We start from the raw sequence: 24,032 nt of genomic DNA on the forward strand, positions 1-24,032 counted from the left end.
ATTGTAACATTGCGTACTTAAGCATCATCTAATGTTAAAAGAATAGTAATGGAAAAAGCCTCAGGCAAGTTAGGAATGCCAGAAAAAGCATTGATACACATTAAAGATATTGGCCGCAAATATGTTATAGGTACTGAGGTGATCCATGCGTTAAAATCTGTAACGCTCGATATTCATAAAGGTGAATTCGTTGCACTAATGGGGCCTTCTGGATCTGGTAAGTCGACCCTTATGAATATTTTAGGCTGTCTGGATACACCAAGTAAAGGCGATTATATCTTGAATGGGACCAATGTTAGTCATATGTCTGACAATGAGCTTGCCGAAGTACGCAATCAGGAAATAGGTTTTGTGTTTCAGACTTTTAATCTATTGCCTCGTTCCACTTCGCTTGATAATGTAGCTTTGCCCTTAATTTATTCGGGAGCAAACAAAAAGGAACGTCAGGAAAGGGCGCAAAAGGCGCTGGAGAACGTTGGGTTAGGTAATAGGGTGACGCACAAACCTAATGAGCTTTCGGGTGGCCAACGGCAGCGGGTTGCCGTGGCAAGGGCATTGATTAATAATCCATCTATTATTCTTGCGGATGAGCCTACGGGCAACCTGGATACAAAAACATCAATTGAGATTATGGGCCTGCTGGAAGAAATTCACAGTAAAGGAAATACGATTATATTGGTAACTCACGAAGAAGATATTGCGCAACATGCACATCGTATTGTTAGAATGCGTGACGGGTTAATTGAAAAAGACTATCAAAATACAGATATCAAAACTGTTTCGCCTCGCCTGGTAAAGCTAAAAGGGGACGATTTCGAAAAGATTGGTTAGTTTCGTGGTAATGCTCCAGAAAATATTGACTAACCAATAAAGACAATTAAATACCGATGAAAATATATACCAAAACCGGCGATAAGGGGTTGACCTCGTTAATTGGAGGGACTCGTGTACCTAAATTCCATTTGCGTATAGAGTGCTATGGGACTGTTGACGAATTGAATTCTTATATCGGGCTCATCATGTGTCAGGATATTGACGCTCATCATCAGAAGATGCTAAAGGAAATTCAGGACCGTCTTTTTACCGTTGGTGCAGCATTGGCTGCTGATCCTGAAAAGTCGAGAATGAAGATTCCTGATTTGCTGGATAGTGATATTACCTTACTGGAAACAGAAATGGACAATATGAACGAAAAATTACCTGAGCTAAAACACTTCGTGCTTCCCGGTGGTAATACTGTTGTATCGTATTGTCATATAGCAAGATGCATATGCCGGAGGGCTGAACGTTTAACGGTGCATCTGGCTTCGGATAGCTTTGTTGACGAAAAAATGACTATTTATTTGAATCGTTTAAGTGATTATTTGTTTGTTTTGGCACGAAAACTGAATTCAGATGCTAAAACGGATGAAAACATTTGGATTCCACGTTTGTAAATAGTGTAAAAAAAAATTGTTTTGCTCAGTTTTTTTAGTATACTTTTGCGAAATAAATTTGAATAACTTAATAGGATAAGAAATATGTATTGGACTTTAGAACTCGCATCGCATCTGGAAGACGCTCCATGGCCTGCAACAAAAGATGAATTAATTGATTACGGTATAAGATCAGGCGCCCCTGTTGAGGTGATCGAAAATTTACAAGCTTTGGAAGATGATGGTGAACCATATGAAACCATTGAGGAAATTTGGCCTGATTACCCTACAAAAGATGATTTCTTCTTCAATGAAGATGAATATTAATCAGCAATGAATAGCAAAGGCTCCGTAACTGGAGCCTTTTTTTATTTTTGGAACGATGATTGTTTATGAATTGTCATGGATTGTTTAACACAGTCAGGTTCATTTACTAACTCATCTAAAAATAAAAGTTATGGGAAATCTACTTTATCTTGTTGCGGTTGTACTGGTTATATTATGGATTATCGGCTTTTTCTTTCAAGGTTTTGGTCCTAATGTGGGTGGTCTGATTCACGTTTTACTGGTTATTGCCGTTATTGCTATTTTACTAAAAGTAATAAACAGGGCTGCATAATATAAAATGAGGCAACTGTTTAAATTTTTTGACTTTTATTCAGTTGCCTTATTAAAATTGACGCAATCTCTAAATCTTCCGGATGTGTAATTTTTATATTTTCTCTTTCTCCGGCTATCATATTGATTTTAACCCCTGAATATTCCGCTACAGAAGCGTCGTCAGTAAATTCATTTCTATAAGGGGTTTGGTATGCTTTCTTTAGAAGATCAATTTCAAATGTCTGCGGTGTTTGTATCAGCATCAAATCATCCCGGCTTATGGCTGCACTTGAACCGTCTACCAGTAGTTTTCTAACGGAATCAGTGGGAGGGATGCCAACTATACAATTTCCGGTTTCTTCTGCTTTGTGATATGCTTTTGTGATAAGGTCAGCAGAAATTAAAGGTCGCACTGCATCATGTACAGCGACTATTCCTTTTCCTTTAATTGCTTTTAATCCATTTTTTACTGAATGAAACCTTTGAGTGCCGCCTTTTATTACGAGATGGGGAATTGTAAAGTTGTAGGTTAAGCAAAGCTCTTCCCAATATTTATGCTGGTCGATATTAAGTACCAGTAATATTTGAGGTTTAGTTTCACAGGTGTTAAATGCAGCTATTGTATGCATTAATATAGGTTTTCCATCTAACAATAGAAACTGTTTAGGAACTGAGCTTTGCATCCTGTTGCCAGAACCACCGGCTACTATAATGGCATAATATTTCATGTTGTGTTGCATTTAAATAAAAATAGGAGCATTAAAACCACCGTTTCAAGCTCCTATCTTATATTTTATAACCGCTAAAAATCAGTTAGATAATCAACATCGCATCGCCGTAGCTGTAGAAACGATATTTTTCTTTCAAAGCTACATCATAGGCGTGTCTCACGTAATCGTAACCACCAAAAGCACTGACCATCATCAATAATGTAGATTCAGGAGTGTGGAAGTTTGTAATCATTGAGTTTGCAATGCTGAAATCATAAGGAGGGAAGATAAATTTACTGGTCCAGTCATTAGCTGCTTTAAGCATTCTTCCAGAAGAAACTGCAGATTCAATAGCACGCATAGAAGTTGTACCTACAGCACAAATTCTTTTTTTACGTTCAATTGCTTTGTTGACAATATCAGCATCTTTCTGCTCAATAATAAATTGCTCAGAGTCCATTTTGTGTTTCGTCAGATCTTCAACTTCAACCGATCTGAATGTGCCCAAGCCAACATGCAAAGTAACTTCAGCAAAGTTAATGCCTTTTAGTTCCAGGCGTTTCATCAATTCTCTGCTAAAGTGTAATCCTGCGGTAGGAGCAGCAACAGCACCTTCATGTTTAGCGAAAATAGTCTGATAGCGCTCTTTATCTTGAGCAGTAGCTTTACGTTTGATGTATTTTGGTAATGGTGTTTCACCTAAAATTTCAATGTTTTTTCTGAACTCTTCATCTGTTCCGTCGAATAAGAAACGGATGGTACGTCCACGTGATGTGGTGTTGTCAACAACTTCGGCAACTAAAAGATCATCATCACCGAAATATAATTTATTTCCAACACGGATTTTTCGTGCAGGATCAACTAAAACATCCCATAAGCGAAGTTCTTTATTTAGTTCCCTCAATAGGAAAACTTCAATTGTAGCACCTGTTTTTTCTTTATTTCCATATAAACGGGCAGGAAAAACTTTAGTGTTGTTCAGGATCATTACATCCTGATCATCGAAATATTCTAAAACATCTTTAAATATTTTATGTTCAATTTTTCCGCTATCCTTATGTAAAACCATTAAACGGGCTTCATCTCTTTGTTCAGAAGGGTTGTTGGCAACCAACGATTCAGGTAAATTAAACTTAAATTGAGATAACTTCATATGTTTTAATGTAATATTTAAGGGCGCAAATTTACAAAATATTATCTTTATTAATGTACATTTCTTTATAAGCTATGTAAAGAGTTTTATTATTTTTTATCCTGATGTTTTTTTTAGCTTATAATTTAATATTCCTGTAACCTTTTTGGGTAGTTTTGATCTAAACAATAATTATGATTATTTTCAGACTAATAGGAGAAAGTTTTAGGTTCGCTGCCGATGCATTACGCCAAAACAAACTAAGGACCATGCTTTCCTTATTGGGAATTACTATTGGTATTTTCGCAATTATATTTGTTTTTACAGCAACGGATACCTTTCGGAGTAAGCTTCAGGATAGTATAGATAAGCTTGGATCTAAGACTATTTTTGTGCAAAAATGGCCATGGGGTGGTTTTGGTGATTATCCCTGGTGGAAATATGTGAACAGGCCCGAGCCATCACTTAGAGATTACAATGCGCTTAAAGATCGTCTGGAACACGCTGAAGGCGTGTCTTACGAAATATATGCGGATAGCAGGACCATCAAATACAGGAGCAACTCTGTAGAAGGTGCTGGTTTAAAAGCTGCTTCTCAGGATTTCAATAAAACCTGGATGATTGATTTTCAGGAAGGACGGTATTTTACTGAAAATGAAGGCAGGTCTGGGTCTCCCGTAATTATTTTAGGAGCAGATATAGCAGATGGTTTGTTTAATGGAGAGCCTGCTATCGGAAATAAGGTTGTGGTGATGGGACGTAGACTGACTGTTGTTGGAGTTTTTAAAAAAGAGGGAGAGGACATGCTTGGGATGTCCCAGGATAAAAATATACTCATTCCATTAAATTTTGCAAAAGGACTATTTGATGTTGAAAGTGGGCGGTATGATCCGACGATTACTGTGCGAGGAAAGGAATATGTTGATCTTGATGAAATAGAAAGTGAAATTAGAGGTGCAATGAGGGCCGTACATAAAGTTAAGCCCGGTGCTGAAGACGATTTTGCTTTAAATAAAAGTACAATCGCCTCGAATCAACTGGATCAGATGTTTCGTGTAGTGAATATTGCGGGTTGGGTAATTGGGGGGTTCTCTATACTGGTTGGCGGCTTTGGTATCGCAAATATTATGTTTGTGTCTGTAAAGGAGCGTACCAATATCATTGGTATTCAAAAATCGTTAGGCGCTAAAAATTATTTTATTCTGCTACAATTTTTATTTGAAGCAGTGGCTTTATGTTTATTGGGGGGGGCACTTGGAATTTTATTGGTGTACCTTATTACACTTATAACAGGGGCTATGGGTTTTACCATGATTCTTTTCTGGAAGAATATAGCACTTGGTGTCGGGGTTTCATTTGCGATTGGAACAATATCAGGATTCTGGCCTGCCTATTCGGCCTCGAAGTTGGATCCTGTTGAAGCAATTCGCTCCTGATAAAAAACGCCGGTTATTTGAAAAGACTACCTTCAGGTATATCTGAGTTTTCTCTTTCGAATTTTAGTAACCATTTTTTCTTGTCAATGCCTGCGGCATAGCCCGTCATGCTTCCGTTGCTGCCAATTACTCGGTGACAGGGGATGATGATAGCCAGTCTGTTACGTCCGTTGGTTGAAGCAATAGCCCGGATAGCTCTTGGATTATTCATCCGATCTGCCTGATCCTTGTAGGAGCAGGTTTTTCCATAAGGGATTTCCTGAAGTGCTTTCCAAACGGATTGTGCAAATTCGTTACCAGGCGTATGAAGAGATACGGAAAAGGTTTTTCGGCTTCCCGCAAAATACTCAGTTAATTCTGTTTCTGTTTGTACCAGATGCTTGTTTTTTCCGTAAACTACCGTTGCTTCTAATAATTTCTGTAAATCAGCAAGTTCTTTTTCTAACCTGATACGGTTTTTAAATTCAAGGATGCAAAGACCTTCAGTTGTAGCGCCAGCAAGCATAGGGCCCAGGGGAGTATTAAACTCGGTCATGGTAATTACGGTGGAAAGATGATTTTTTGTTTCCATGAAGTTGTTTTATAGTCAAAAATACTACAAAGAGCCTGTTCAAATTAATGATACAGGCCCTTTGTGTTACTTCAGCGGCTTAATTGCCGGATATTATCCTTTAATTGCTTAGCTTAATTTAGCTAAAGCATCTTTTATTCTGGAAACAGCTAACCTTAACTTTTCTTCAGAAGCTGCATAAGAAATACGGATGCAGTCCTCATTACCGAAGGCTTCGCCAGTTACAGTTGATACATGTGCTTCATTTAATAAATAAAGTGAAAGGTCTTCTGCATTGTTAATTACCACATCACCGTTCTTTTTACCGAAGTAAGATTTTACCTCTGGGAAGAAATAAAATGCACCATCAGGAAGATTTACTTTGATCCCTGGAATTTCTGATAACAAAGCGTAAACAATATCTCTGCGTTTTCTGAATTCACCTACCATATTGTTTACCGATTCAAGTCCGCCTAAATAAGCACTTAAAGCAGCACGTTGTGCAATTGAAGAAGTACCAGAAGTAATCTGTCCCTGCAATTTGTCACATGCATTGGCGATTTCTTTATTGGCGGCCATGTAACCAACTCTCCAGCCAGTCATTGCGTATGATTTAGAAAAACCATTGATCAGGATTACTCTATCCTTAATTGAATCGAATTCAGCAATTGAAGCATGTTTTCCAACAAAGTTGATGTGTTCATAGATCTCATCAGAAATGATATAGATGTTTGGATATTTTTCGAATACAGCAACCAGATCAGCCAGCTCTTCTTTGCTGTACACTGATCCTGTAGGGTTACATGGCGAAGAGAACATGAACAATTTTGTTTTAGGCGTTATTGCAGCTTCCAGTTGTGCACCTGTAATTTTAAAATTGTTGTCTACCGTTGCATTGATGAAAACTGTTGTTCCTTCAGCAAGTTTAATCATTTCTGAGTATGATACCCAATAAGGTGTAGGTACTATGACTTCATCTCCCGGATCAACCAGGCACATTACTGCGTTTGCCAGAGATTGTTTTGCACCTGTAGACAGGACAATCTGCTCAAAAGTATAAGTTAATCCATTTTCGTTTAAAAGCTTGTCAACAACAGCTTTACGTAGTTCAGGGTAACCTGAAACAGGCGTGTAATAAGAGTAATTTTCGTCAATTGCCTTCTTGGCAGCTGCTTTTACGTCATCTGGTGTAAAAAAGTCGGGCTCGCCGAAGCTTAGATTGATAACGTCTATCCCTTTTGCAGATAGCTCTCTTCCTAACTTAGCCATTTTAATAGTCTGTGACTCAGATAGGTTGTTGATTCTTTTTGATAAAAATGTCATAATGATTAATGCGCAAGCAAATATTATTTTGTGAAATAGCAAATATATAAACCTAAGCGTATTATAAACTATAAAAAAATACTTTTTATCATAATTTGACAAGGAAACAGTATTTTTGGCTGCTAAACTCAGCAATTTGCAACCTCAAAAGAAAGCGATATTAATTGCCATGTGCGTAAGTATACTGCTTATGCTAGCTAAATTTGGCGCTTATTTCCTCACAAATTCCAATGCGATACTTACCGATGCTGCTGAAAGTATTGTAAATGTATTAGCCAGTAGCTTTGCTTTTTACAGCATTTATCTAACCACTTTGCCTAAGGATAAAAACCATCCTTATGGACATGGGAAAGTAGAATTTTTTTCGGCTTTTATTGAGGGGGTATTGATTGCCATTGCCGGGGTTATTATCGTTTTTAAATCAGGTTACGATTTGCTCTATCCCAAACCCATAGTACAGCTTATCGAGGGTGCGACCATTATTGGGGTTACCGGATTAGTTAACCTTATTCTTGGCTATTATTTAATTAGCACCGGAAAGAATCATAAATCCATAACACTTGAAGCTGATGGTAAACATTTGCTGACAGACGCGATTACGAGTGCCGGACTTGTTTTAGGGATTCTTCTAATTAAGCTGACAGGTGTTTTTTGGCTTGATAGCGTTATTTCTATCGTGTTAGGACTGTATATCATATTCAATGGATATAAGTTAACCAGGCGCTCTGTTGGCGGACTTATGGACGAAAGTAATGTTGATCTGGTAAAAGGTATTATCGATATTCTTCAAAAGAACAGAAAAGACCCATGGATTGATGTACATAATTTAAGAGCCCAGCAATACGGGGCCGATTTACACATCGATTGTCACATTACGCTTCCTTATTATTTTGACTTGAACCACGTTCATCAGGAAATATCTGAAATCGACAGGATGATAAACGGTAAGGCTGATCGTAAAACGGAACTTTTTATTCATGCGGATCCTTGTCTGCCAGCCTGTTGTAACTACTGTAAGATGAAAGAATGTCCGGTAAGAGGAGAGGATTTTAGAGCTGAGATCATGTGGACAATAGAAAATGCCACTAAAAACCAAAAACATTTTGACCAATAATAATGAGCTATTTTAATGTTAGGGTATACGGTTTATTGATAAACCATAAAAACGAGGTGCTGGTAAGCGATGAACAGTCGGGCGGACGCACTTTTAGCAAATTTCCAGGTGGGGGACTTGAGTTGGGGGAAGGGCTTGTAGATGCCCTTAAGAGGGAGTTTATGGAGGAGTGTAATGCTAAAATTGAAGTGCTTAGTCACCTTTATACAACTGATTTTTATGAGCAATCTTCTTTTAATGATAGCCAGATTTTGAGCATTTATTACTTGGTAAAAGAGAAACATCCCTTATTGCTCGATTTTAAGACAGTACCGTTTGATTTTAACGAGGGAACGTTACAGTCTTTCAGGTGGATACCACTTGATCAACTAAATACCGAAGATGTGACTTTTAAAACAGACAAGACTGCAGTAGAATTTTTATTGAAACAGTACGATTTATGAGCTTAATAGTACGTGATGCAAAAGTAATCTGGCATCCTTATACACAAATGAAGAATCCATTGCCACACATCCCTATTGTTCGGGGGGAAGGTGTATATCTGTATGATGAAAATGGTAAAAAATATATAGATGCTGTTTCAAGCTGGTGGGTCAATATTCACGGCCATGCACATCCACATATTGCCGCTAAGGTTTTTGAGCAGTTAAATACACTTGAACACGTGATCTTCGCAGGGTTTACACATGAGCCTGCAGTGCAACTTGCAGAACGTTTGTTACCCTTATTACCTGGAGAGCAGGCTAAGGTTTTTTACACGGATAATGGCTCAACCGCTGTTGAAGTTGCCTTAAAAATGTGCCTCCAGTATTGGGGAAACATAGGTAAGCAGACACGAAAGAAAATTATTGCTTTTAAAAATGCCTATCATGGCGATACTTTTGGTGCCATGTCTGTTAGTGGACGTAGCATATTTACCGATCCTTTTAATCAGTTGTTATTTGATGTAGAATTTATAGAGCTGCCCAATGCGCAAAATATTGAAAGTTTAAAATCAAGAATCAACTACCTTTCTAACGAAGTTGCCTGTTTTATTTTTGAACCTATGGTACTTGGTGCCAGTGGAATGTTGATGTATGAAGCGCAATATCTTGATCAGCTCATAGAAACTTGTCAGAAACACGGAATTTTAACTATTGCAGATGAGGTGATGACTGGTTTTGGGCGTACGGGCAAATATTTTTCATGCGAAGCATTGACAGCTAAACCTGATATATTTTGTCTTTCTAAAGGGCTTACTGGCGGAACTATGCCCCTGGGTGTAACGACTTGTAATAGTAAGGTGTTTGAAGCCTTTTTAAGTGATGATAAACTTAAAACTTTATATCACGGACATTCATTCACGGCAAATCCGGTAGCTTGTGCAGCTTCATTGGCAAGTCTGGATATTTTACTGAAGCCTGAGACCTTGAAAAATATAAAAAGAATTGAAACCAGGCATGCTGCATTTGCTGAAAGCATTAAAGGACATGTTAAGCTGAAAGACATAAGGCAGAGAGGGACGATTCTGGTTATGGAATGGGAAACCGGAGACGATACTACATATTTGAGTGGGCTAAGGGATAACTTATATCTCTATTTTCTGGAACGTGGTATAGTATTACGCCCTTTAGGTAATGTCTTATATATATTGCCACCGTATGTAATCAGTGATGAAGATCTGGCATATATTTATAAAACCATTTTAAAGGCATTAGAAGAAATATAAAAAACTATTTACCTTTTTCCTGTAGGTTATTGAATTCTACCTCTATTTGAAATGGTTTTTTCTGCCCTATATAAGTGTGGATGAACCAGAGAATTTCATCCTGCTTATCATGCATTGGTGTACCAGCAACTTCGTGTCCCATATTGCGCACAAACTCGAAATAATATGGGTATTTTTGTTTTTTAAAATAGCTAGCCAGATATCTGGAACCGAACATTCCCCGGTTGAATAATTTTATCTTGTTGTAAACAACCACTTTGTCGTCTGTACCATGGAACATCATGGTAGGGGCTGGTGGAGTTTCGTATTTAGGTTTGCCCTTATAGCTTAAAATGGATCCTGCAAAAGCAATCACACCTTTATATTGGAAGCTACCAGGAAGCACCTCGGAAATAGAGGTGTTGTTCCTTTTTTCCCAGTCAGCCTGTAATATCGTTACAGCTCCTGCACTAGAACCAGAAAGTATTACCATTGATGTGTCAATGCCGATTTCCTCAGCATTTTTAATAAGATACACAGTGGCATCATACAGATCGGTTACAGCATAAGATATAGCATTCTTAAGTACACTTGTATTAAAAACTGTTGGCCATTTTTCTCCTTTTAAACCCAATCGATAATCTATGGAAATGACTTTGTAATTATTCTCTACCAGTTTTTTGAAATAAGGTTGGTAAAAACTATCATCCCGGTTGCCTTTAACAAATCCGCCGCCGAATAAAAATATTATAGACGGCTTTTTTATGCGTAGATCCTGATTACTGTATACATCCAGTTTTAAAATCTGACTGTCTTTTTTACTGTAGGTAAACGTTTGTTTAATCTGAGAGAAGGTGGTGACACCAGATAAAATGATTAGCCCTGTTAAAAATAGCGTTTTGTAATTCACGGTGATATGTTTTATTTATAAACCAAAATATTGAATTTATGTTTTTAAAAAAGAAATTTACTCGTTAGTGTGGATGCTTTGTTGAAACATACGTAATTTCTGAAGAAAAAAACACATGAATGAGAAGAAAAATTGTATGAATTGTAAAAGGGGTGGTGAAAATTTATTGACCTACCTATGTCGCCATTTGGGTGAGGAATCGAAATTATGTGAAATGGAAACTCCATTATTGGAAGCGCAGACTTTGAAGAAAAAACACACATTTGTGAAGGAAGGGGAGCTGAATAAAAATGTATTCTGGCTTCAGTCCGGATATGGCCGTTATTTTAAGGTGAAAACTAATGAAGATGGTGTAGAAGTGGAAGACACAATAGATTTTTGCAAACCAGGAAAAATACTATTTGTAAGAGAGTGTGTTTTTCTAGATTTACCAGGTGTTTTCGATCTTCAGTTAGCTGCCGGGACTGTAATTGTCCCTTTTCAAAAGGAGTATTTTGATGCTTTAGAATTGGATGAAGCGAAAATGATTAAACTTATCAATAAAATACTGGCCAGGGATAGACCGGAAGGAATGAAGAGGATGTGTATGCTGAAGTTGAGACCAAGAGAAAGGTACAGGGAGTTCTTAAAGTTTTTTGGAAACGAAATAGAACAATATTTTGCAATTAAACACATAGCGAGTTTTCTTGGTATGCAACCTTCTTATCTGAGCAGACTTAGAGGAGAGTATGCTAAGAAGAAAAGTGAAGCGAAAAAGTATCTACAGACAGTTTTTTTTATAATGGAGTTCATTTAACTTGCCACCATACAACAATAAATTATATGGCTTTCAAATTAGACAAATTCGACCTTAACCTATTGGTCCAGTTACAAAAGAATGCGAGAATTAGTGCACGGGAAATTTCGCATAAAATTCATTTATCAGCTAGTGCTGTAAGTGCCAGAATCAGACGTCTGGAAAGTGATGGTTATATTCTGCGATATATAACTATTTTAAATAAGAGTATGGTAAATAAGAATTTAGTTTGTTTTACAGGCGTTCGTTTATCTCAAAATAATAATGAAAACCTGGCTTATTTTGCTGAACAAATAAAAGATATTCCTGAGGTTTACAATTGCTATCATGTAAATGAGATGTTTGATTTTTTACTCCATATGGTGGCTAAAGATATGCAGGACTATCATCATTTTTTGATCAATACTTTGTCTAATATTAATAGTGTTTGCAACATCACAACATTTTTTGTGTTAAGTGAGATGGAGGATGCACATAATGTGGATCTTAGCCATTTATTCGACGATTTGAATTAAAGGAGTAGTACGCTTTAAGATGGTGTACTTTTAACCAGTGGGTGGGTCAGTGTTTACCCGCTGGTTAATAGCTAAGGTTTATTAGTTCTGTAGCTTTAGCCAGTTCATAACATAGTTCAATACCTCATTGCTTTCCGGTTCATTATGCATTTCGTGATACAGGTTATCCCATTCCTTAAAAGTAAGTAGTTGTTTAGGGGCAGACGCTGCAAATTGCCTTGACCCTTCTATGGCGGTAAACTCATCAGCATTGCCATGAATTAATAGTGTTTTAACATGCAACTCGCTTGCGTGTTCAAGACACCAGGTACCATTTTGAATCATATCATTCGCCAGTCTAAAACTGATTTTTCCGTGTCGCAATGGATCGTTTCTGAATTTTTCTACTGCTGCCTGATCGTGAGATATTTTGTTGATATCGAGACCCTGAGGAATGCGAACGTTCGGCACAATTGAAGTAATAGCTTTTAGTACCCCTTTGAGTAAAGGGCCCGGACGTGTACCGATAATGAGGGCTGGGGCTGAAATAACAGCCGCCAGTATTTCTGGTTGACGTTTTAATAGAAAGCCGGTCAGTACGCCACCACCCATGCTGTGTCCGAACATTACTACCGGTTTATTGAATTCTGTTTTGACATGAAGCAAAAATTTCTGCAGATAATCGAACATATATTCGAGGCCTCTGGAAGCTCCTGGAAGTCCGTCAGTTTTACCATGACCGTAATGATCGATACCCACAACAGCAAAACCCTGCTCCATAAAGAATGTCGCAACATGGTCATAACGCCCTATATGTTCTCCAATTCCGTGAACAATGATCATTACCTTGTTGAATTTTTCCGGTTGCCATTTGATTCCGCGAAAATTTGTTTGCTGATAAGACCAATAGAATTCTTTCATAACATGTAAGGTACCGGAAATCTTTCTATTTTTACAATTCATGATGTAATTATGCCAAATACCAATAGCCTTGTTCTGATCCTGTTTATTTTTTTTACTCAAATCGGTCTTGTATCTGCTCAAAATAAACGTATTGTTAATGGAAATGTAACTGATAAGAAAACAGGCGAAACATTAATCGGGGCCAGTGTTAAATTAACAGGTACTTCTAACTCAGGGGCAATGACGAATTCCTATGGATTTTATTCCATTATGAGTCAGGAGGGTGAATATGAAATAGCAGTTAGTTTTATTGGCTATAAAACGGTCATACAGAAGATTAAGATTAGTAAGGATACCAGGCTTAATTTTGTTTTGGAAGAAGACAATCAGCTCAATGAGGTCGTGATATCAGCAACGAAAAGAAATGAAAACGTAAGTAGTCCACAAATGGGGCTTCAGAAAATTGACGTCAAGGAAATTAACAATATACCTGTTCTATTGGGGGAACGGGATGTCCTTAAAACGTTACAGCTCCTTCCGGGAATAAAATCAGCAGGAGAGGGGAATAGCGGTTTTTATGTACGAGGAGGTTCTACCGATCAGAATCTTATTCTACTAGATGAGGCACCTGTTTACAATGCTTCGCACTTACTTGGATTTTTCTCTACTTTTAATTCCGACGCGATAAAAGACGTTAGCGTATATAAGGGAGGCATGCCGGCGCAATATGGTGGCCGACTGGCATCAGTACTTGATATTAAAATGAATGATGGAAATAGAAAAACATTTACAGCTGAAGGTGGAATTGGACTGATTTCATCACGTTTGAAGGTGGAAGGACCGATCGTAAAAGATAAAGGATCGTTTATGGTAAGTGCAAGAAGAACCTATATGGATGCTTTTTTGGCGCTGTCATCAGATAGTGCTGTAAATGGCAATATTCTTTTTTTTTATGACCTGAATGCAAAAGCAAATTATCAGCTGGACGAAAAAAATACACTCTATCTTTCAGGGTACTTTGGTAGGGATAAGTTAGGACTTTCCGAGACTTTTGGCTTTAACTGGGGAAACGGTACAGTCACGCTCCGCTGGAATCATTTGTTTAGCAACAGGCTCTTCTCTAACACTTCTTTAATCTATAGTAATTACAATTATGTGATTCAGAACTTTATGGAAGAGAATAATTTTGAAGTCAACTCTTCTATTAAAGACTTTAATTTAAAACAGGACTTCGAATACAGTCTCAGTAACAATCATAATTTAAAGTTTGGTGTTAATGCAATTCATCATACCATAGCACCCGGGAGGTTAACAGCAACAGAAAGTTCAAGTGTAAATGAAACTAATTTTGAAAACCGCAAAGGATTAGACTTAGCCACATATATTTCTGACGAATGGTCGGTAAGCAAACGTATGAATCTTGTTTATGGTTTACGTCTAAGCAGTTTTTTATTAATAGGACCAGCGAATATCAAATCTTATGATGCGGAAGGTAACACCATTGGTGAGGTGCCTTATAAGTCTGGAGAAATTATAAAAAGCTATGTTAATCTTGAACCAAGAATATCGACTAGTTATCAGCTTACCAGTTCCAGTTCGTTAAAGGCAGCATATACACGTAACGTACAAAATATTCATCTGATGTCTAATTCCACTTCGACTTCGCCAACAGATCTTTACATTATGAACAGCAATAATGTAAAACCAGAAATTGCGGATCAGATTGCTGCCGGATATTTCAGGAATTTTAACGATGATAATTATGAGTTTTCTGCCGAAATATATTATAAATGGATGCAAAATCAGATAGAATATCGAAGTGGTACCGATTTGCGGGGCAATGGAAATGTAGAAGCAGATTTACTATATGGAGATGGTAGAGCGTATGGTTTGGAGTTATTTTTTAAAAAACGGTTTGGTAAATTTAATGGCTGGGTTGGATATACCTGGTCGCGTACACAGCGCCAGTTTGACGCCATTAATGGTGGTCGCTGGTTTTACGCCAAACAAGACCGAACACATGATTTGTCTATTGTAGGTATTTACAAGGCAGGCCAACGTTGGACCTTCTCTTCTGTGTTTGTATATAATACGGGGAATGCGGTAACTTTTCCGAGCGGGAAATATCAGATTAACGAACGTACTGTTTTCTATTATACAGAAAAAAATGGTTACCGTACACCGGATTACCATCGCCTGGATGTTTCTGCTACGCTTGAAGGTAAGCCGGGTAGAAGACTTCAGTCGAGCTGGTCTTTTGGTATATATAATTTGTACAATAGAAAGAACCCTTTCTCAATTGATTTTAAGGATGACCCAGATGATCCATCCAGAACTCAGGCCGTACAAACAACACTATTTGGAATAATACCTTCGGTAACCTGGAATTTTAAGTTTTAATCTTTGCTTGATTTAATTGAATAATGAGTATTGTAAAAAAATGTGTGCTTGTATCTCTTGTCACAGGACTGCTTTTAAGTGGTTGTGAAAAGGTGATTGAATTGAAACTGGATAATTCTGCTCCCGTTCTGGTTATTGATGGAGGAATAAGTGATCAAAATGAAAATCAGGTGGTAAAGATTTCCAGGACTAATAATTTTACTGAGCCAAACAAATTTAACGGAGTTAGCGGCGCGAAAGTGGTGGTAACAAGACCAAATGGTAGCACCGTCACTTATAATGAGGTTTCGCAAGGGATATACCAAAGTGTAAAAACCAGGGGTGTGCCTGGTAATATGTATGTATTGAATGTTACTTTGGAAGGTAAAACTTACACGGCAAGTTCTACCATGCCAGGACGCGTAGTCCTGGATTCACTTACATTTAAACAGTTTAATTTTTTTAGCACAAAAGATACATATGTTGCTGTTAACTATAATGACCCTGCGGCTTTCCAAAATCAGTACCGTTATATTTTAACAGTAAAGGGTAAAATTGAGGAGGATATGGTGAGCGAAGATCGTTTTAATAATGGTAACAGCGTTTCGGATGTGATTTATTATGAAGTAGAAGATTTAGGTGCCGGAGAGAAATTAGACGTAGAGTTTCAGTGTATTGACCGTAATGTTTATCGTTATTTTTACAGTTTAGGACAAAATAATGGTAGAGGAGGGCCTCCGGTAGCTCCCTCAAACCCGGTATCTAATTTTAATAACGGGGCTTTAGGTATTTTTAATGCTTATACAAGTAGTAAACGTTCTGTTGTGATCAAGTAAATATTATAATTTGCATTAAGAAAGAACAAATGTTAACTTTATCATATCTCTATTAAGAATCTCATGGCTACGTACACAGATCAAGAACTGATTTCAGTTGAAGAAGAAAGGGTGAGAGCCTTGTTAAAGTATGATATACTGGACACGCCTCCAGATAAAACTTTTGATAAGTTAACTAAGCTTGCTGCTCAGTTGATGAAAGTGCCTGTGGCTATCATTAGTTTTGTTGATAAGGATCGGGTTTGGTTCAAATCTAAGTACGGACTAGACGTACAGCAAATGGAACGTGAAGAGGGCTTGTGTACTACAGTTGTTTTATCAGAAGAGTTTTACCAGGTTGAAAATGCAGCAGTCGATCCGAGAACGCTTGGACACAAATTGGTTGTGGGCGACTTTGGTCTGAGGTTTTATGCAGCATATCCACTTAAAACAAAAGACGGCTTCAATTTAGGGGCATTTTGTATTATAGATAGAGCGCCCAGATCATTAACTGTAGATGAGCAGGAGGTTTTAAGAGATCTGAGAGATATAGCTATGGAGCAGATTGAATTAAGACTGACTTCAAAACTTTCTGTAGCCCGCCACAATCAAATATTACATACCACTGCTCACGATTTGAAAAATCCACTGACAACGATACCTGTTCGTGCGGATCTTATTAAGCTTAAAAAACACGATCCTGATGTTGTCGATACCATGTGTGATCATATTAAAACTGCAAGTTTAAATATGGTTCGAATCATAGATGAACTATTGCAATCGGGCAGTATGGAAGCAGGTGAAGTAAGACTCTTACTTGTGAAGCTAAATGTAAGTTATCTGGTCAGTAATGTGGTTGCAATGAATCAACCTTTGGCCGAAAGAAAAGGACAAAATATTCATTTTGAAAGTGAAATGGATGCTTTTGTGAAAGCAGATGAAGGTCGTCTAAACGAGGTTGTAGACAATCTGATTAACAACGCAATCAAGTATGCTCCATTAAACACAAATATTTATGTTAAATTACGTAATTCAAATAATAAAGTGTTTATTTCTGTTGAAGATGAAGGTCCGGGCTTAACTATCGAAGATAAAAAACTATTGTTTCAGCGTTTTACACGCCTGAGTGCACAACCTACAGGGGGGGAAAATTCTACAGGGCTTGGTCTGTCTATCGTAAAGGTACTTGTTGAGGCACACGGAGGTTTAATATTTGCAGAGAGTGAGGGTAAAGATAAAGGATCAAGGTTTACGATCCAACTGCCACTACTTACATCAATCTAAAAGACTGTTATTTCCCATTTTCGATCCCATATTTGTTGTGGGGCGAGTTGAATAATCCCTTCTTTGTGCTTCAGGTCTTGTTGGTGTGTTATCCCATCGGCAATACCACACCAGGGTTCAAGACACACGAAATTCGCATTTTTTGCAGCCCAGATCCCGAAAAACGGAAAGTCCTTAAACTTGAAGTGAAGGCCATGTGTGTCTTTGTCAGAGCAAATGGAGATACAATCGCTTTTTAGCGATTTGAAAACCAGTGCATCACCATAAAACAGCTCGTGGTTCAATGGGAGTTTGCTGTCTTTTAAGTCGATTTCAACGGTTTCATCAGTTAAAAGATTATCGTTGATTTTATAACTTGATAATACCTGGTCATTATTAAACACAAGGAAATAGTCTGTGTATTGCAGGTTATTTGTTAAGGGCACAGCGAAGGCGGGATGTGCGCCAATTGAAAAGTACAAAGAACTATTGCCAGAGGGATTCGTTACTTCGTATTTGCAGGATAATGATGATCCCTTTAGGGTGTACCGCAATTGTAATATAAATTGAAAAGGATAGTTCTTTAAAGTTTCCTCGTTATGAGAAAGCTTGAAAACAACTTCAGTATCGCTGATGAGGAACGCTTCAAAATTATGATCTCTTGCAAAGCCATGTCGTGGCAACTCATAAACTTTTTCCTCAAAGTAATAGGTATTGTTTTTTAGTGCACCTACAATTGGAAAAAGTACGGGACTAAACTTAGCCCAATAATTAGCATCGCCGTTCCATATATAACTGACTCCGTTCTGCTTATAAATCAAACTTTGTAGTTCAGCACCTTTACTGCTAAAGGAAGCTTTTAAAAAATCATTTTCCAGAAAAATCATGTAAGTAAATTTACACTAAAATAAGCTAAATCTTATGTAAAAAAGAAGCCGCATTCTTATTGATGCGGCTTCTTTTTACTATTTGTTTTTTCCCCCGGGAGGACAATTTTGTTGTAAGAATTTTGTATAAGTAAGTGATAAATGTTCTGAAGTGCCTTCACCTTCATTAATGCTATGTGTTCTGTTTGGGTAAGCCATCATTTGAAACACTTTTCTGTTTTTTATCAGTTCATTAATAAGCATTTCTGCATTTTGATAATGCACGTTATCGTCACCTGTACCATGTATGTAAAGTAAATTGCCTTTAAGGTTCTTCGCGTAAGTAACCGGAGAGCCTTTAACGTAAGCTTCTTTTGTTAGCAGGGGTGAACCCATATAACGTTCCTGGTAGATGTTATCGTAAGTTAACTGGTTGCCTACAGCTGCGATAGCAATGCCTGTTTTGTAGATTTCCGGATACTGGAACATCAGGTTTAAGGTTGATGAACCACCACCACTCCAGCCCCATACAGCAACCCTGTCTTTGTCAATGAACGGCCATTCCATAATTTTTTTAGCCGCCATGGCCTGGTCACGGATGTTGAGTGTACCTATATTTTTGTAAATACTTTTGCGCCATTCGCGCCCCTTTGGAGCGGGAGCACCTCTGTTTTCAATCGATATATATACATAGCCATCTTTTGGCATATCACCGGCATATAGCCAATTACGACCGGCGCCATAAGTATCGGTAACGGTTTGTGAGGCTGGTTCACCATACACATAAAATACTACAGGATATTTTTTTGTCTGATCGAAATTGTCAGGTTTCTTCATCCAGCCATCTAATTCAATACCATCCTCAGTTGTAATTTTAAAAAACTCAACCTGGTTTTTAGGTGGCTTTATTCTGCCCAGTTGATTGGTGATACTACCTGCCATGGTAAGTGGATTTAGTGTCGTTAAACGCATCCATTCTGTAATAGGAGGTACAACAGCACTGGTGTAAGTATGTCTTGCAAATACAGCATTAGGGGAAATTTCGTAACTGTGTGTGCCTGGCAATATCGAAGGTGTAACCATTTCAGGCTTTCCACCGCCACTTAGTTTTACCTTGAACAGGTATTTTTGCGTAGCATTTAAAGGAGAGGCCATGTAATATAACAGGTTGTTTTTTTCATCTACCAGAGCAGTTTCAATAATATCAAAATCTCCTTTAGTGATTAGAGTTTGTTTCTTGCCATCTTTGCTGATGCGGTAAGCGTGGCGCCACCCATCTTTCTCGCTTAACCAGATAAACTCTTTACCCTGATTTATCCATTTCCATTCTTTTGCAGCATCTATCCAGGCCTTGTCTGTTTCAGTATAGATATTTTCAGCTGTTGCTGTTGCGGCGTTGGCTACAAAAAGTTTACTTACATTTTGCTCTCTGTTCAGTTGTTGTAAAATCACTTCATTGGTATTGGGGATCCAATCCATTCTTGGTATGTAGTTTTGAATTTTATCTCCAGGAATGTCTAACCATTTTGTTTGTGCACTAGCGATATTAACAATACCAACTTTGCAGGACGAGGGATCCTGTCCAACTTTAGGGTATTCAACCGGAATGGTAAATGCGTAAATAGAATCCGTATTGTTGATCATCAGAAAGTTTCTGATTTTCCTTGCGTCGATTTGCCAGTAGGCGATAGATTGGCCATCTGGACTCCATCTGAAGCCATCTCTGCAATCAAATTCCTCTTCATATACCCAATCAAATGTTCCATTGATGATTCTGTCTGTCCCGTCAGTAGTTAAAGCCTTGCTGCTTTTCGTTTGCAGGTCGTCCACATACAGATTGTGTTTACTTACATAAGCCACTTTATTACCATCTGGCGAAAACTTAGCGAACATCAACGATGAAGCTGGTTTGTCTTTTCCTACCTGTGTAAGTGTGTTGGTTTTTAAATCGGCTACAAAGTAATCTCCCCTGGTCTCATAACGCCAGACTTTTTTGCTGTTGGTGTAAATGAGTACTTTAGTGCCATCTTCGGATATATCGAAGTCGACAATCCTGCCAGGGTTAGTTCCGCTACCATAAAGTAAGTTGCGGCCAACAACAATACTGCGTTCATTAGCTGGAAGTGAAACGGAAACCAATTCGCCATCCATCAGCTCATAATAAGCATTACCATCTTTTGCCCACCTGAGTTCAGGTTTTGTTTGCGCAGAAATTTTCCCGTAAAAGCCTATAAGTACGACTAATGACAGCTTAAAAATGATGTTTCTGAAGTTCATTTTATTAAAGTTCTATAAATTGACGATATACAGTTTGTAGGTACGCCTTAGCGTGATCAAGTGTTTTTGAAGTATATGCAGTGTTCTTCTCATCACTGTTATACAAGATCATTTTACCTACATTATCAAATGTAACACATTGCTGGTTATCAATAAAGCCCATTCCATTATCCCAGCTAAAAAAAGCAAAAGACTTATTGTAAGGATTTAATAGATTTTTACTCCACTCAAATTGTTTAGTTGGAAGATCGAGTTGAGCAAGTAAGGTTGCTGCCAGGTCGGTCTGACTGCCAACGTTATTAAACTTATATCCTTTAAACTCGTCTTTAATTACATCACCATAAAACAAGAGTGGGATGTGGTAACGTTGAGGAGTTGATATATCGTAACTGTTTTTTGGTAATAAATGCCCGTGGTCGGCTACGAATACAAATAAAGTGTTTTTGTACCAGTCTTGTTTTTTTGCATTGCTGATAAATACATTGATACATGAATCAGTGTAATAGGCGGTACTTTTAAACTTGGCTACATTATCAGATCTTCCGTACTTAGATGCTCCCGGCACTTCGAAAGGCTCATGGTTGGTAAGGGTCAGAATGGTAGAAAAGAAAGGCTGTTTTTCCTTATTAAGTTCGTTCAGCTGCCTGTCAAATACTACTTCGTCAAATCTTCCCCAACGTGACTTCATTTCGTTACCTGTGAAATTATTCTTGTCAGTCAGCTTCTGGTAATCATGACTTAGGATAAAAGCTTTGTAATTGTCGAATTCCGATTCTCCACCATAGAAAAAGGAGGTTTTATAACCTATTTTATATAGTGACTGAGAGATGGCCGGTATTTTCTGCATTTTTTCAGGCCATTTAACGATACTCCCTGTTCCGAGGGTAGGAAAGCCTGCAAGTGTTGCAATTAAGCCTTTATCTGTGCGGTTACCAGGAGAGTAGATCTTTGTAAATAGAACACCTTTGTTGATGAGAGAATCAAAATGAGGTGTAATGCCATCTTCATTGCCAAGGGTTTTTGTTAAGTCGGCAGTGAAACTTTCAATAATAACCAAAACAACATTAGGCCGTTTGGTATTCAGAATATTAATAGTAGTGTCTTTTACTGAGGTATACAGGGTTTTAACATCGCTACTGGCTTTTTGACTATCCAGATATAAATAAGGGTTCTTTTTAGTCATTTTAGCAGCCAGGACACTTGATATGAGGTTCCATTCTGTATTTACAGCGGCATTATTTAACAATTGCTCTTTCGAGAAATAAGCCATACTTTGTGTAATTGGTGATCCACCCAGTCCACCACGGATCAATAAAAAATTTGCTGCAACTAAAACAAAGCAAACTATAGCTCTTAACCAGATAGGGGTTGCTGTGAAGTTTAGTTTTCTTGAAACCACATAACGTTGCAGAAAAAAACCTACGACAGCTAAAAGGATCAATAAGGATATAGATAGACCGAGGGGAGAAGATGCACTGGAAGCCATGGCTTCTTTTGGTGAAGATAATGCAAAACTCATGGCTTTTGCATTTACTTTACTTCCCCATTCACGATAAATATTGAAATTAACAACCGACAACACACTGCAAATGAATACCAGTATAAGGTTATATACAGATATCCACTTTAGTTCGACTACCTTTTTGCCATTTAAAAGCCAGAAAATATAGCTTAAAAGTGGAATAACGGCGATGTAGGCTGTCATGGATAGATCTAAGGGGATAGCATGATAAAAACTGGCTATTGTTTCCCCAAAGGGTACATTAGCTAGCTTTTGATGATAGATGAGTATGAATATGAGGCGGTCGATGAAAAAAAATAACAGCCAGAATAAGAAGAAGCGAAGAAAGAAAAGAAGACTTTTTAGCATTATATTAAAAGGCTTAGTTGCCGCCCCTCAAAGCGTTTAATTCAGCTATCGTTTTTAACTCATATCCTTTTGGAACTTCAATTGAAAACGGTCCAACATTTCCTTTCTGGATGTTTTTTAAAGTTGTAAGTGTTTTAACACCATCTTGTATATTCATGAATTTAATAGCTGTGGCCTTTAATTCCGTAAAACCACGAGGGGTAGCGCCTTTCGGTAGTTTTATTTCTGTTGTAGCCCATAATTCATAATCTGCGCCTTTATTGTCTTTGTAGGTATATTTTTCTGTATTGTAACCTGCAACGTTCTGCTTTTCTCCGGTTGCCTTAAAATCGCTGAATATTAAATAGCCCATTTGTTTATCCAGATCCTCTTTAGACATTTTTGCTGCGTATTGTTTTTGTAACATCGGGATATCTACCAGAATAAGAGCATTGTTAACAGATGCATCGTTAATTATTTTTAAAATCCCCAAGCCCATGTCTACCTGAACTTTAGCAAGGCTTCCGTTAAATTCAACTTTACTTTCCGAGGGTAGTATGGATGTATCAATCGTCTTTTTTTGTTCATCGGTTAGGAGGTATTCAACACCGTAAATAATTGTTCCGGCTTCAAAAGTTTTTTGGGCTTTAGCTATAATCGCAGTTCCTATTAAAATAATAGCCAGAACTCCAGTTTTGATCGATTTAAACATATTTTTAAATAATAATTTAGTTTACCAGTTAATTTTTTCTTTGCTGATAAAGGCAGCAATACCTTTTTTGAAGTCTTCCGTCTCCCTAACCCTGGCATTGATCCGCACAGCTTCTGATAGGCTCCTGTCGAGATCAGGATTGGTTGTCTGGCCGATAAGTTGTTTTGTAACCATTAACGAATTAGCAGAAGTTTCATTACACAAACTTAATGCAAAATTTTTTACATTAAGACCGATATCCTCCCTGCTTGTTACAAAAGTGATTAAACCGTAGTTTAAAGCCTCTTGAGCGCTAAACAATGCACCAGTAAGCAAAATTCTCTTTGCAATGGTTTCGCTGGTCTTACGCAATAAAAAACACGAAACTATAGCGGGTACAAAACCGAGCTTTACTTCCGTATAACCAAAGTTTGCTTCCGGGACGGAAAATATAATATCGCAAACTGTCGCTAAGCCACATCCTCCGGCAATTGCATGACCTTCAACCTGGGCAATAACTACCTTGGGTAAATAATAGATGGTCGTAAATAAGTTCTTTAAGTTTTCCGAATCGGCAAGATTTTCCTCGTAAGTGTTTTGCTGAAGCTGCTGGAGGTAACTGAGATCTGCACCTGCACTAAAAGTATTGCCGTTGGCTTTTAAGATAATAATTTTCACCTCTTTATCTTCCTTCGCCCTTTCGAAGGCTGCGGTAAGTTGAGCAACAAGTTCCGGGTTTAGTGCGTTGCGCTTTTCAGGACGATTAATGGATAGTGTAGCTATTCTTTCACTTACAGCATATAAAACCAGCGGTTCCGTCAT

24 protein-coding genes are annotated in these 24,032 nt (G+C 37.8%); 13 read left to right on the forward strand and 11 right to left on the reverse strand.

The genetic code is table 11. The features are described 5' to 3' along the window. Positions 1–48: 48 nt before the first annotated feature. The 4 genes from R2Q84_RS22765 (at position 49) to R2Q84_RS22780 (ending at position 2,034) form a co-directional block, all read left to right on the forward strand. Complete coding sequence (locus tag R2Q84_RS22765; RefSeq protein WP_316818908.1) at positions 49–831, forward strand: ABC transporter ATP-binding protein; 783 nt, start codon at positions 49–51, stop codon at positions 829–831. Between the two features lie 56 nt (positions 832–887). After that, positions 888–1,436, forward strand: coding sequence for a cob(I)yrinic acid a,c-diamide adenosyltransferase (locus R2Q84_RS22770; protein WP_316818909.1), 549 nt, complete (start codon positions 888–890; stop codon positions 1,434–1,436). Between the two features lie 84 nt (positions 1,437–1,520). Further along, the gene (locus R2Q84_RS22775; RefSeq protein WP_008240955.1) at positions 1,521–1,742 is read left to right on the forward strand and encodes a DUF2795 domain-containing protein; all 222 of its coding nucleotides are present in this window, start codon (positions 1,521–1,523) and stop codon (positions 1,740–1,742) included. Positions 1,743–1,872: 130 nt separating this feature from the next. Then, positions 1,873–2,034: a lmo0937 family membrane protein gene (locus tag R2Q84_RS22780; RefSeq protein ID WP_316818910.1), complete on the forward strand. Its 162-nt coding sequence runs from the start codon at positions 1,873–1,875 to the stop codon at positions 2,032–2,034. Between the two features lie 19 nt (positions 2,035–2,053). On the opposite strand, the gene R2Q84_RS22785 is transcribed toward R2Q84_RS22780, so the two are convergent. Next, positions 2,054–2,743, reverse strand: a complete 690-nt coding sequence (locus tag R2Q84_RS22785; protein WP_316818911.1) for a 2-C-methyl-D-erythritol 4-phosphate cytidylyltransferase — start codon at positions 2,741–2,743, stop codon at positions 2,054–2,056. An 85-nt stretch (positions 2,744–2,828) separates the two neighbouring features. Then, positions 2,829–3,878 carry a tRNA preQ1(34) S-adenosylmethionine ribosyltransferase-isomerase QueA gene (queA, locus tag R2Q84_RS22790; protein ID WP_316818912.1) on the reverse strand — a complete coding sequence of 350 codons (1,050 nt, stop codon included), beginning with the start codon at positions 3,876–3,878 and terminating at the stop codon, positions 2,829–2,831. A 173-nt stretch (positions 3,879–4,051) separates the two neighbouring features. On the opposite strand from queA, the gene R2Q84_RS22795 reads away from it, so the two are divergent. Beyond that, on the forward strand, positions 4,052–5,293 hold the full coding sequence (locus R2Q84_RS22795) for an ABC transporter permease (protein WP_316818913.1): 1,242 nt from the start codon (positions 4,052–4,054) through the stop codon (positions 5,291–5,293). Positions 5,294–5,306: 13 nt separating this feature from the next. Here R2Q84_RS22795 and R2Q84_RS22800 read toward each other — a convergent pair whose 3' ends face one another. Together R2Q84_RS22800 and R2Q84_RS22805 are read right to left on the reverse strand one after the other, a co-directional pair. Beyond that, a complete protein-coding gene (locus tag R2Q84_RS22800; protein WP_316818914.1) occupies positions 5,307–5,864 on the reverse strand; it encodes a methylated-DNA--[protein]-cysteine S-methyltransferase in 558 nt (185 codons plus the stop codon). Between the two features lie 108 nt (positions 5,865–5,972). Next, the gene (locus R2Q84_RS22805; protein WP_316818915.1) at positions 5,973–7,166 is read right to left on the reverse strand and encodes a pyridoxal phosphate-dependent aminotransferase; all 1,194 of its coding nucleotides are present in this window, start codon (positions 7,164–7,166) and stop codon (positions 5,973–5,975) included. A 136-nt stretch (positions 7,167–7,302) separates the two neighbouring features. On the opposite strand from R2Q84_RS22805, the gene R2Q84_RS22810 reads away from it, so the two are divergent. The 3 genes from R2Q84_RS22810 to bioA are packed head-to-tail and all read left to right on the forward strand — an operon-like array spanning position 7,303 to position 9,988. Then, the gene (locus tag R2Q84_RS22810; RefSeq protein WP_316818916.1) at positions 7,303–8,280 is read left to right on the forward strand and encodes a cation diffusion facilitator family transporter; all 978 of its coding nucleotides are present in this window, start codon (positions 7,303–7,305) and stop codon (positions 8,278–8,280) included. 2 nt (positions 8,281–8,282) lie between these two features. Next, the gene (locus R2Q84_RS22815) at positions 8,283–8,723 is read left to right on the forward strand and encodes an NUDIX domain-containing protein (RefSeq protein ID WP_316818917.1); all 441 of its coding nucleotides are present in this window, start codon (positions 8,283–8,285) and stop codon (positions 8,721–8,723) included. Next, positions 8,720–9,988: an adenosylmethionine--8-amino-7-oxononanoate transaminase gene (bioA, locus tag R2Q84_RS22820; RefSeq protein ID WP_316818918.1), complete on the forward strand. Its 1,269-nt coding sequence runs from the start codon at positions 8,720–8,722 to the stop codon at positions 9,986–9,988. Before R2Q84_RS22815 ends, bioA begins: the two co-directional genes overlap by 4 nt. Before the next feature lie 4 nt (positions 9,989–9,992). Here the strand turns inward: bioA and R2Q84_RS22825 are convergent, their stop codons facing one another. Continuing rightward, complete coding sequence (locus R2Q84_RS22825) at positions 9,993–10,877, reverse strand: alpha/beta hydrolase (RefSeq protein ID WP_316818919.1); 885 nt, start codon at positions 10,875–10,877, stop codon at positions 9,993–9,995. 136 nt (positions 10,878–11,013) lie between these two features. Here R2Q84_RS22825 and R2Q84_RS22830 point away from each other — a divergent pair, with 136 nt between their 5' ends. Then, positions 11,014–11,673: a hypothetical protein gene (locus tag R2Q84_RS22830; RefSeq protein ID WP_316818920.1), complete on the forward strand. Its 660-nt coding sequence runs from the start codon at positions 11,014–11,016 to the stop codon at positions 11,671–11,673. A gap of 26 nt (positions 11,674–11,699) precedes the next feature. Then, complete coding sequence (locus R2Q84_RS22835; protein WP_316818921.1) at positions 11,700–12,188, forward strand: Lrp/AsnC family transcriptional regulator; 489 nt, start codon at positions 11,700–11,702, stop codon at positions 12,186–12,188. 81 nt (positions 12,189–12,269) lie between these two features. Here the strand turns inward: R2Q84_RS22835 and R2Q84_RS22840 are convergent, their stop codons facing one another. Beyond that, complete coding sequence (locus R2Q84_RS22840) at positions 12,270–13,088, reverse strand: alpha/beta hydrolase (protein ID WP_316818922.1); 819 nt, start codon at positions 13,086–13,088, stop codon at positions 12,270–12,272. A 51-nt stretch (positions 13,089–13,139) separates the two neighbouring features. Here R2Q84_RS22840 and R2Q84_RS22845 point away from each other — a divergent pair, with 51 nt between their 5' ends. The 3 genes from R2Q84_RS22845 (at position 13,140) to R2Q84_RS22855 (ending at position 17,548) form a co-directional block, all read left to right on the forward strand. Continuing rightward, entirely contained in the window at positions 13,140–15,470 is a 2,331-nt protein-coding gene (locus R2Q84_RS22845; RefSeq protein WP_316818923.1) for a TonB-dependent receptor, read from the forward strand. A 23-nt stretch (positions 15,471–15,493) separates the two neighbouring features. Next, complete coding sequence (locus R2Q84_RS22850; RefSeq protein ID WP_316818924.1) at positions 15,494–16,285, forward strand: DUF4249 domain-containing protein; 792 nt, start codon at positions 15,494–15,496, stop codon at positions 16,283–16,285. A 63-nt stretch (positions 16,286–16,348) separates the two neighbouring features. Further along, on the forward strand, positions 16,349–17,548 hold the full coding sequence (locus R2Q84_RS22855; RefSeq protein WP_316818925.1) for a GAF domain-containing sensor histidine kinase: 1,200 nt from the start codon (positions 16,349–16,351) through the stop codon (positions 17,546–17,548). Here the strand turns inward: R2Q84_RS22855 and R2Q84_RS22860 are convergent. From R2Q84_RS22860 to R2Q84_RS22880, 5 genes are all read right to left on the reverse strand, one after another. Further along, a complete protein-coding gene (locus tag R2Q84_RS22860; RefSeq protein WP_316818926.1) occupies positions 17,545–18,414 on the reverse strand; it encodes an aldose 1-epimerase family protein in 870 nt (289 codons plus the stop codon). The two genes, R2Q84_RS22855 and R2Q84_RS22860, sit on opposite strands and share 4 nt — an antisense overlap. Positions 18,415–18,492: 78 nt before the next feature. Beyond that, positions 18,493–20,670: a S9 family peptidase gene (locus R2Q84_RS22865; protein ID WP_316818927.1), complete on the reverse strand. Its 2,178-nt coding sequence runs from the start codon at positions 20,668–20,670 to the stop codon at positions 18,493–18,495. 4 nt (positions 20,671–20,674) lie between these two features. Beyond that, complete coding sequence (locus tag R2Q84_RS22870; RefSeq protein WP_316818928.1) at positions 20,675–22,375, reverse strand: LTA synthase family protein; 1,701 nt, start codon at positions 22,373–22,375, stop codon at positions 20,675–20,677. Between the two features lie 178 nt (positions 22,376–22,553). Continuing rightward, complete coding sequence (locus R2Q84_RS22875) at positions 22,554–23,231, reverse strand: hypothetical protein (RefSeq protein WP_316818929.1); 678 nt, start codon at positions 23,229–23,231, stop codon at positions 22,554–22,556. A 21-nt stretch (positions 23,232–23,252) separates the two neighbouring features. After that, entirely contained in the window at positions 23,253–24,032 is a 780-nt protein-coding gene (locus R2Q84_RS22880) for an enoyl-CoA hydratase/isomerase family protein (RefSeq protein ID WP_316818930.1), read from the reverse strand.

It is taken from the genome of Pedobacter nyackensis (assembly GCF_032678475.1).
GTDB classification, from domain to species: Bacteria; Bacteroidota; Bacteroidia; order Sphingobacteriales; family Sphingobacteriaceae; genus Pedobacter; species Pedobacter nyackensis_A.

Excerpts from the sequence above, each read along its gene's own strand:
- R2Q84_RS22765 (WP_316818908.1), top strand. The coding sequence starts at position 49 with ATGGAAAAAGCCTCAGGCAAGTTAGGAATGCCAGAAAAAGCATTGATA.
- R2Q84_RS22770 (WP_316818909.1), top strand. The coding sequence starts at position 888 with ATGAAAATATATACCAAAACCGGCGATAAGGGGTTGACCTCGTTAATT.
- R2Q84_RS22775 (WP_008240955.1), top strand. The coding sequence starts at position 1,521 with ATGTATTGGACTTTAGAACTCGCATCGCATCTGGAAGACGCTCCATGG.
- R2Q84_RS22780 (WP_316818910.1), top strand. The coding sequence starts at position 1,873 with ATGGGAAATCTACTTTATCTTGTTGCGGTTGTACTGGTTATATTATGG.
- R2Q84_RS22785 (WP_316818911.1), bottom strand. The coding sequence starts at position 2,743 with ATGAAATATTATGCCATTATAGTAGCCGGTGGTTCTGGCAACAGGATG.
- queA (WP_316818912.1), bottom strand. The coding sequence starts at position 3,878 with ATGAAGTTATCTCAATTTAAGTTTAATTTACCTGAATCGTTGGTTGCC.
- R2Q84_RS22795 (WP_316818913.1), top strand. The coding sequence starts at position 4,052 with ATGATTATTTTCAGACTAATAGGAGAAAGTTTTAGGTTCGCTGCCGAT.
- R2Q84_RS22800 (WP_316818914.1), bottom strand. The coding sequence starts at position 5,864 with ATGGAAACAAAAAATCATCTTTCCACCGTAATTACCATGACCGAGTTT.
- R2Q84_RS22805 (WP_316818915.1), bottom strand. The coding sequence starts at position 7,166 with ATGACATTTTTATCAAAAAGAATCAACAACCTATCTGAGTCACAGACT.
- R2Q84_RS22815 (WP_316818917.1), top strand. The coding sequence starts at position 8,283 with ATGAGCTATTTTAATGTTAGGGTATACGGTTTATTGATAAACCATAAA.
- bioA (WP_316818918.1), top strand. The coding sequence starts at position 8,720 with ATGAGCTTAATAGTACGTGATGCAAAAGTAATCTGGCATCCTTATACA.
- R2Q84_RS22830 (WP_316818920.1), top strand. The coding sequence starts at position 11,014 with ATGAATTGTAAAAGGGGTGGTGAAAATTTATTGACCTACCTATGTCGC.
- R2Q84_RS22835 (WP_316818921.1), top strand. The coding sequence starts at position 11,700 with ATGGCTTTCAAATTAGACAAATTCGACCTTAACCTATTGGTCCAGTTA.
- R2Q84_RS22840 (WP_316818922.1), bottom strand. The coding sequence starts at position 13,088 with ATGAAAGAATTCTATTGGTCTTATCAGCAAACAAATTTTCGCGGAATC.
- R2Q84_RS22845 (WP_316818923.1), top strand. The coding sequence starts at position 13,140 with ATGCCAAATACCAATAGCCTTGTTCTGATCCTGTTTATTTTTTTTACT.
- R2Q84_RS22850 (WP_316818924.1), top strand. The coding sequence starts at position 15,494 with ATGAGTATTGTAAAAAAATGTGTGCTTGTATCTCTTGTCACAGGACTG.
- R2Q84_RS22855 (WP_316818925.1), top strand. The coding sequence starts at position 16,349 with ATGGCTACGTACACAGATCAAGAACTGATTTCAGTTGAAGAAGAAAGG.
- R2Q84_RS22860 (WP_316818926.1), bottom strand. The coding sequence starts at position 18,414 with ATGATTTTTCTGGAAAATGATTTTTTAAAAGCTTCCTTTAGCAGTAAA.
- R2Q84_RS22865 (WP_316818927.1), bottom strand. The coding sequence starts at position 20,670 with ATGAACTTCAGAAACATCATTTTTAAGCTGTCATTAGTCGTACTTATA.
- R2Q84_RS22870 (WP_316818928.1), bottom strand. The coding sequence starts at position 22,375 with ATGACAGCCTACATCGCCGTTATTCCACTTTTAAGCTATATTTTCTGG.
- R2Q84_RS22875 (WP_316818929.1), bottom strand. The coding sequence starts at position 23,231 with ATGTTTAAATCGATCAAAACTGGAGTTCTGGCTATTATTTTAATAGGA.
- R2Q84_RS22880 (WP_316818930.1), bottom strand. The coding sequence starts at position 24,032 with ATGACGGAACCGCTGGTTTTATATGCTGTAAGTGAAAGAATAGCTACA.